At 57.7% G+C, this 7076-nt stretch carries 8 protein-coding genes and 1 pseudogene; 5 read left to right on the forward strand and 4 right to left on the reverse strand.

Annotated features, from left to right (window positions below):
- Positions 1-403, reverse strand: a 403-nt coding sequence (locus KHQ28_RS26640) for a DMT family transporter (RefSeq protein WP_211777743.1), incomplete at its 3' end; no start/stop codon positions are given.
- Between the two features lie 111 nt (positions 404-514).
- Between KHQ28_RS26640 and gcvA the strand changes: the two genes are divergently transcribed.
- Positions 515-1411, forward strand: coding sequence for a transcriptional regulator GcvA (gcvA, locus tag KHQ28_RS26645; RefSeq protein ID WP_004176482.1), 897 nt, complete (start codon positions 515-517; stop codon positions 1409-1411).
- A gap of 281 nt (positions 1412-1692) precedes the next feature.
- Positions 1693-2577, forward strand: a complete 885-nt coding sequence (gene rluB / locus KHQ28_RS26650) for a 23S rRNA pseudouridine(2605) synthase RluB (protein ID WP_211777744.1) — start codon at positions 1693-1695, stop codon at positions 2575-2577.
- Between the two features lie 60 nt (positions 2578-2637).
- Here rluB and cobO read toward each other — a convergent pair whose 3' ends face one another.
- Positions 2638-3228 carry a cob(I)yrinic acid a,c-diamide adenosyltransferase gene (cobO, locus tag KHQ28_RS26655; RefSeq protein ID WP_002901749.1) on the reverse strand — a complete coding sequence of 197 codons (591 nt, stop codon included), beginning with the start codon at positions 3226-3228 and terminating at the stop codon, positions 2638-2640.
- A complete protein-coding gene (locus KHQ28_RS26660; protein ID WP_032419065.1) occupies positions 3225-3986 on the reverse strand; it encodes a YciK family oxidoreductase in 762 nt (253 codons plus the stop codon). The genes cobO and KHQ28_RS26660 overlap by 4 nt, the downstream gene beginning before the upstream one ends.
- On the opposite strand from KHQ28_RS26660, the gene KHQ28_RS26665 reads away from it, so the two are divergent.
- Both KHQ28_RS26665 and sohB read left to right on the forward strand, forming a co-directional pair.
- Entirely contained in the window at positions 3981-4196 is a 216-nt protein-coding gene (locus KHQ28_RS26665) for a hypothetical protein (RefSeq protein WP_004148112.1), read from the forward strand. The genes KHQ28_RS26660 and KHQ28_RS26665 overlap by 6 nt on opposite strands.
- A 44-nt stretch (positions 4197-4240) precedes the next feature.
- Positions 4241-5287, forward strand: a complete 1047-nt coding sequence (gene sohB, locus KHQ28_RS26670; protein ID WP_032419064.1) for a protease SohB — start codon at positions 4241-4243, stop codon at positions 5285-5287.
- A 47-nt stretch (positions 5288-5334) separates the two neighbouring features.
- Here the strand turns inward: sohB and KHQ28_RS26675 are convergent, their stop codons facing one another.
- A complete protein-coding gene (locus KHQ28_RS26675; protein ID WP_002901761.1) occupies positions 5335-5586 on the reverse strand; it encodes a YciN family protein in 252 nt (83 codons plus the stop codon).
- Positions 5587-5992: 406 nt separating this feature from the next.
- On the opposite strand from KHQ28_RS26675, the pseudogene topA reads away from it, so the two are divergent.
- Positions 5993-7054, forward strand: a pseudogene (gene topA, locus KHQ28_RS26680) (type I DNA topoisomerase); the annotation flags it as partial.
- Positions 7055-7076: the final 22 nt, after the last annotated feature.

Below are 7076 nucleotides of genomic sequence, written 5' to 3' on the forward strand. Positions count from 1 at the left end.
TCACCGCCACGCCAATGGCGCCCAGTATCGCGCCGCCGCCTTTGCGCAGGGTTAACGGTTCTGCAAAGCATAACGCGCCGATCAGCACCCCCATCATCGGCGCCGTGGCGTTAAGTGTGGCGGAGTACCCTGCCGGCAGCCATTGCGCGGCAAGGCAGTACATGAGAAAAGGAAGGCCTGAATTAATGACCCCCAGCTGCAGAGTGGATGTGAATTTTCCCTGATACCCGCTCCATTTACCCTGCACGCCGAGTAACAGCCCGAGCGCGATAGCGGCGAACAGTACGCGAAGAAAAGCGCTGTTCAACGCCCCGAAGGCCGGGGTGGTGATGCGCATAAACAAAAAGCTGGCGCCCCAGAGGGCGGCGAGCAGCAGCAGGCGGCCATAGTCGATAACACGCATGATTGACTCCTTGTAGTCACGAAGGAAGTCAACTGTAGAACCCACGTGCAGCGTGCGACAAACGCGTTATGCTTACATGATTAAGTTTTTCTTAACTGAGGTTCCATATCCATGAAACTCCCGCCGCTGAATGCGTTGCGCTGCTTTGAGGCGGCGGCGCGGCTGCTTAGCCTGAAGCTGGCCGCCAGTGAGCTTTGCGTCACGCCCAGCGCCGTCAGCCAGCAGATTGCCCGCCTTGAGGAGACGCTGAATGTCCCGCTATTTATCCGTACTCCGCGACGGTTACAGTTAACGGCGGTGGGAGAGATCTACCTGCGGGCCGTTCAGCCGGCGTTTCATCAGATAGCCGCCGCCACCCAGCGCCTGCAGGTGCCCCCGGGACCAGAAAAGGTAGCTATCAGCTGTACCAGCGGCTTCGCCATTCAGTGGCTGCTGCCGCGGCTGGCTGATTTTGAACGACGCTATCCGCAGATTGAGATCCAGATCGGCACCACCAACCGGCGAGTAGATTTGCTGAGTGAAGGGATCGATTTTGCCGTGCGTCATGGTGTCGGCGGCTGGCCGGAACTGCAGGCTTACCGCCTGCTGGATGACGACCTGATGCCGGTCTGCAGTCCGCAGCTGATCGCTCCGCGCCGGACGCTCACCGATGCGAGCGATCTACTGCAGTATCCGCTGCTGCACGATGAACATCGTGAAGACTGGGCGCTGTGGTGTGAGGCCGTGGGGCTGGCGCCGCACTTCGCGCGGCGTGGGCCGGTGTTCACTGATTCCAACGGCGTGACGGAGGCGGCGTTCGCCGGTATGGGGATGGCATTGTTGCGACGCTCATTCATAGCGCCTGCGCTGACGCAGGGGCGGCTGGTTAATCCTCTGGCGCAGCCCATCGCCTGTCCGCTGGCCTATCATCTGGTTTACCACGAGACCGCGCTGCTGGCGCCTGCCAACCGCTGTTTTCGCGACTGGCTGCTTGGCCAGCGCCCGGCCGTCGCTGAGGAGCGCGCGTAGTGAGGGGGGCGCTGTCCGATAAAGATCCGTATGCGTGAATGGGCACAGGAGAATGAGGAAAATCTGTTCCATACTAAAGACGGGGCGCGGCGAACAGAAGCTTTCCCGACGAAGTTAGTGTAGTATGTTCGGCCACGAATACGGGCTCGCGGTGGATATCCTGAACGCGCCGACGAGACTTTACGTTAAAAGTATATACGTAACAATGAGTTGTGCTTTTGGCCTCATTGTTTCATAAAGCATACCAGACGCCTGGGAAGGCGACACCTTAAGGAAGCTCAATGAGCGAGAAACTGCAAAAAGTGCTGGCCCGCGCCGGCCACGGCTCCCGCCGTGAAATTGAAGCGAAAATCGAAGCTGGCCGCGTCAGCGTCGACGGCAAAATCGCCACCCTCGGCGATCGTGTGGAAATTGTCCCTGGTTTAAAAATTCGTATCGATGGTCATCTGATCTCGGTGAAAGAGTCTGCCGAGCAGATCTGCCGCGTGCTGGCTTACTATAAGCCGGAAGGCGAGCTGTGCACCCGTAACGATCCGGAAGGACGCCCGACGGTGTTTGATCGTCTGCCTAAACTGCGCGGCGNNCGTCTGGACGTGAATACCTGCGGCCTGCTGCTGTTCACCACCGATGGCGAACTGGCCAACCGCCTGATGCACCCGAGCCGTGAAGTCGAGCGTGAGTACGCCGTTCGCGTTTTCGGCCAGGTGGATGATGATAAGCTGCGCCAGCTGTCGCGCGGCGTACAGTTAGAAGATGGTCCGGCAGCGTTTAAAACCATCAAATTCACCGGCGGCGAAGGGATTAACCAGTGGTATAACGTTACCCTGACCGAAGGGCGTAACCGCGAAGTGCGTCGCCTGTGGGAAGCGGTCGGCGTGCAGGTCAGCCGTCTGATCCGCGTGCGCTACGGCGATATTCTGCTGCCGAAAGGCCTGCCGCGCGGCGGCTATACCGAGCTGGACCTGGCGCAGACCAACTACCTGCGCGAGCTGGTGGAGCTCACGCCGGAAACCAGCTCTAAGGTTGCCGTCGAGAAAGACCGTCGGCGGTTGAAAGCCAATCAGATCCGTCGGGCGGTGAAGCGTCACAGCCAGACCAGCGCTAATCCGCGCCAGGGTAACAACAGCAACCGTCGTTCCAGTACTCGCAATAAGACTAACGGTTAATGTTATGCGTTCCGGTGACTTGCCGCCGGAACGCGTACTTCCTTCCGCGCTATCAGGCCCTCAGTAGTCTATCCCCATCTGCGCTTTAATCCCGGCATCAAATGCATGCTTGACCGGACGCAGTTCGCTGACGGTATCGGCCAGTTCAATAATATCGCGATGACAGCCGCGGCCGGTGATGATCACCGACTGATGGGCAGGGCGCTCACGCAGGGCGCTCAGCACCGACTCCAGCGGCAGGTAATCATACGCCACCATGTAGGTCAGCTCGTCCAGCAGCACCAGATCGAGCTGGTCGTCAGCGAGCATACGGCGGGCATGCTCCCAGACCGCCAGGCAGGCGGCGGTGTCGCTGTCGCGATCCTGGGTGTTCCAGGTGAAACCTGTGGCCATCACCTGAAATTCGACGCCGTGAGGCTCCAGCAGATTACGCTCACCGTTAGGCCAGGTCCCCTTGATAAACTGGATCACGCCGACTTTTTTGCCATGGCCGACGGCGCGGGTCGCGGTGCCAAAGGCGGCGGTGGTTTTGCCTTTGCCGTTGCCGGTAAAGACCATCACAATGCCGCGCTCGTCCTGGGCCGCCGCCACCCGGGCGTCAACTTTATCTTTCAGCCGCTGCTGGCGTTCGCGGTAGCGTTCATCACTCATTGGGCAATTCCTGGTTTACGTCCCGGTTGGGCGTCGAAGGTCATTCCCGTCTTGCGACGACTGTCGTCACCCATCAGCCACAGATAGACGGGCATAATGTCAGCGGGGGTTTTCAGTTTCAGCGGATCTTCCGTCGGGAACGCGCTGGCGCGCATTCCGGTGCGAGTGCCGCCGGGGTTGATACAGTTTACCCGCAGGTGGCGGCTTTGATACTCGTCGGCCAGCACCTGCATCATCCCTTCGGTGGCGAATTTGGAAACGGCATAGGCGCCCCAGTTGGCGCGGCCCTGACGACCGACGCTGGATGAGGTGAAGACCAGCGAGCCCGATTCCGAACGGAGTAATAAAGGAAGAAGCGCCTGGGTCAGCATAAAGGTGCCATTAACGTTCACCTGCATCACCTGCTGCCAGACCTCCGGCTTCTGCTCTTCCATTGGGCAGATGTCGCCGAGCAAGCCGGCGTTATGCAGCACGCCGTCAAGGCGGGGATAGTGCATGCTGATCTGCTGCGCCAGCTGCTGGCACGCCTGGGGCGTACAGGTGAGCAGGTCGAGGGTAAACCAGCGAGGGGGAATTCCACCCTCACGCTCAATCTCCTGGGCGACGGTGCGCAGTTTGACGTCGTTGCGACCCAGCAGGATAACGCTGGCGCTATAGCGCGCGTAGGTCAGGGCCGCTTCACGACCAATCCCGTCGCTGGCCCCGGTGACCAGGATGATGCGATCTTTCAGCAAGTGACGTTGTGGTTGATAATGCACGGCAACTCCTTGGGCGATCGGTTCCCGATCGCGCTTCATCTTTGGTATCTCACTTTTGCGCTGTTATGCCTGAAAGCGCCCGCTATTGCAATCGGCGAAGCGGAAAGTATTCACAAAATTAATATCTTGCAACGATTTCAGCCGCGCGAAAAAAAACGGAATCCGCTGCGCAGAGAACACAAAGCACAAAGACTTCTCGCCAGCGGCTGAGGTACACTGTGCAGCAACGTCAGTGCTTTACACAAGGTGAAAACGTGGAATTACTTGCTCAGTACGGCTTATTTTTAGCCAAGATCGCGACGGTTGTCGTCGCCATCGCGGTGATTGCCGCTATTATCGTCAACCTCGCTCAGCGCAAGAAGCAGCGCGGCGAGCTGCGGGTGACCAATCTTAGCGAGCATTATAAAGAGATGAAGGAATCGCTGGCGGTGGCGCTGCTGGACGGCCCGCAGCAGAAGCAGTGGCATAAGGCGCAGAAGAAAAAGCAAAAACAAGAGGCGAAGGCGGCCAAAGCGCGGGCGAAGCTGGGTAATGCCGAGCCGGAAGGCAAGCCGCGCGCCTGGGTGCTGGATTTCAAAGGCAGTATGGATGCCCATGAGGTCAATAGCCTGCGGGAAGAGATCACCGCGGTACTGGCGGCGGCGAAAGCGCGCGATCAGGTGGTGATTCGCCTGGAAAGCCCCGGCGGGGTGGTGCACGGCTACGGTCTGGCCGCCTCTCAGCTGCAGCGCTTGCGCGACAAGCAGATCCCGCTGACGGTGGCGGTCGACAAAGTGGCGGCCAGCGGCGGCTATATGATGGCCTGCGTGGCGAACAAAATTGTCTCGGCGCCGTTTGCGATCCTTGGCTCTATTGGCGTGGTGGCGCAGATCCCGAACCTGCACCGCTTCCTGAAGAATAAAGATATCGATATCGAACTGCACACCGCCGGGCAGTACAAACGAACGCTCACCATGCTGGGCGAAAATACCGAGGAGGGGCGGCGCAAGTTCCGCGAGGATCTTAATGAGACACATCATTTGTTCAAGGATTTCGTCCACCTGATGCGTCCGGGACTTGATATTGAGCAGGTAGCTACCGGCGAACACTGGTACGGGGTGCAGGCACTGGAAAAAGGTCTGGTGGATGCGGTTGAAACCAGCGATGAGCTGCTGCTGGGGCTGATGGAGAGCCACGAGGTGATCGGGGTGCGTTATCAACAGCGTAAGAAGATGCTCGACCGCTTCACCGGTAGCGCGGCGGAGAGCGCCGATCGGCTTCTGCTGCGCTGGTGGCAGCGCGGTCAGAAACCGCTGATGTAAATAACATAACGCGAGGCCTGGGCCTCGCGTTATTGTTTTCACCGGTCTTAATCGACCAGGTGGTACTTGTCCGACAGCTCGTGAGCAAGATACTTAAACATGTTAAATACCGCTGTACTCTTCGGCGTCGGTAGTCCCTGCTCATCAAGGTAAAACTCACCGCTAAACACCAGGACATTGTTGCGCTGAACGACGTCGGTGGCTTCGATACCGGCTAACGTATCCTCATGTTCGCGAATAAGTTTGTTGGCTTTTTCGAGCAGCGTCTGGCGATCGATTGGTTGGGTTGTACCTTGCATAACGGACTCCTCTTTTTCTCCGCGCGTAGTTTACGCCGCGCGGCGGCGTGGGGCAAATTTTCCATGCATAAATCAGGGGTAATGGTAACCAGTGGAGAAACAGCCGTTTACTGGCGGGATTTGCTTTTGCATGCTAATAAAGTTGCGTAACGAATTTTATCAGGTACAGTGTGACGCTTTCGGCGATCTGGCAACAGATTTGCTTGACATTCGGCCAAAAATTCTTCGTGCTATGTCACCTGACGAGAAAAAGTCAGCAAACTCAAGCGCCTGGTTTTACGGAGATGAAACGGGTGTTCAGGGTTGATATTCACCGACGGTGCCGCAACATATGAGGCAGTCGCCAGTGGAGGGTGTATGAATGTGCGATGTATTCCTGGATGAATCAAATTAGGTAAAGGTGAATATGGGTAAAGCTCTCGTTATCGTTGAGTCCCCGGCAAAAGCCAAAACGATCAATAAGTATCTGGGTAATGACTACGTGGTGAAATCCAGCGTCGGTCATATCCGCGATTTGCCGACCAGTGGATCAGCTTCCAAAAAGAGCGCCGACTCTACCGCCACCAAAGGGGCTAAAAAGCCTAAAAAGGACGAACGTAGTGCTCTGGTTAACCGTATGGGCGTGGATCCATGGCATGACTGGAATGCGCACTATGAAGTACTTCCGGGTAAAGAAAAGGTAGTTTCAGAACTCAAACAGTTGGCGGAAAAAGCTGACCACATCTATCTCGCAACCGACCTTGACCGCGAAGGGGAAGCCATTGCCTGGCACCTGCGGGAAGTCATCGGCGGCGATGAACAGCGTTACAGCCGCGTGGTGTTCAATGAGATCACCAAAAACGCTATTCGTCAGGCCTTTGAAAAGCCGGGCGAACTGAATATCGATCGGGTTAACGCCCAGCAGGCGCGTCGTTTTATGGACCGCGTGGTGGGCTATATGGTTTCGCCGCTGCTGTGGAAAAAAATCGCCCGTGGTCTGTCTGCCGGGCGCGTACAGTCCGTCGCGGTCCGCCTGGTGGTGGAGCGTGAACGTGAAATTAAAGCGTTCGTCCCGGAAGAGTACTGGGAAGTCGACGCCAGCACCACCACGCCGGGCGGTGACGCCCTGCCGCTGCAGGTGACCCATAAGGACGATAAGCCGTTCCGTCCGGTCAGCCGCGATGAGACCATGGCGGCGGTATCGCTGCTGGAAAAAGCCAGCTACAGCGTACTGGAGCGTGAAGATAAGCCGACCAGCAGCAAGCCGGGCGCGCCGTTCATCACCTCCACCCTGCAGCAGGCGGCCAGCACCCGTCTGGGCTTCGGCGTGAAAAAGACCATGATGATGGCTCAGCGACTCTATGAGGCAGGGCACATCACCTATATGCGTACCGACTCCACCAACCTGAGTCAGGACGCGCTGAACATGGTTCGCGGCTACATCAGCGACAAATTTGGCAAAAAATATCTGCCGGATAGCGCGAACCAGTCATGTTAAAACGTCTTTTCAG

Origin of the sequence: Klebsiella sp. 28 (assembly GCF_018223905.1) — a bacterium.
Classification (GTDB): domain Bacteria; phylum Pseudomonadota; class Gammaproteobacteria; order Enterobacterales; family Enterobacteriaceae; genus Klebsiella; species Klebsiella pneumoniae.

Coding starts and splice junctions, on each gene's coding strand:
- gcvA (WP_004176482.1), top strand. CDS start 515: ATGAAACTCCCGCCGCTGAATGCGTTGCGCTGCTTTGAGGCGGCGGCG.
- cobO (WP_002901749.1), bottom strand. CDS start 3,228: ATGAGTGATGAACGCTACCGCGAACGCCAGCAGCGGCTGAAAGATAAA.
- KHQ28_RS26665 (WP_004148112.1), top strand. CDS start 3,981: ATGCACGGCAACTCCTTGGGCGATCGGTTCCCGATCGCGCTTCATCTT.
- KHQ28_RS26675 (WP_002901761.1), bottom strand. CDS start 5,586: ATGCAAGGTACAACCCAACCAATCGATCGCCAGACGCTGCTCGAAAAA.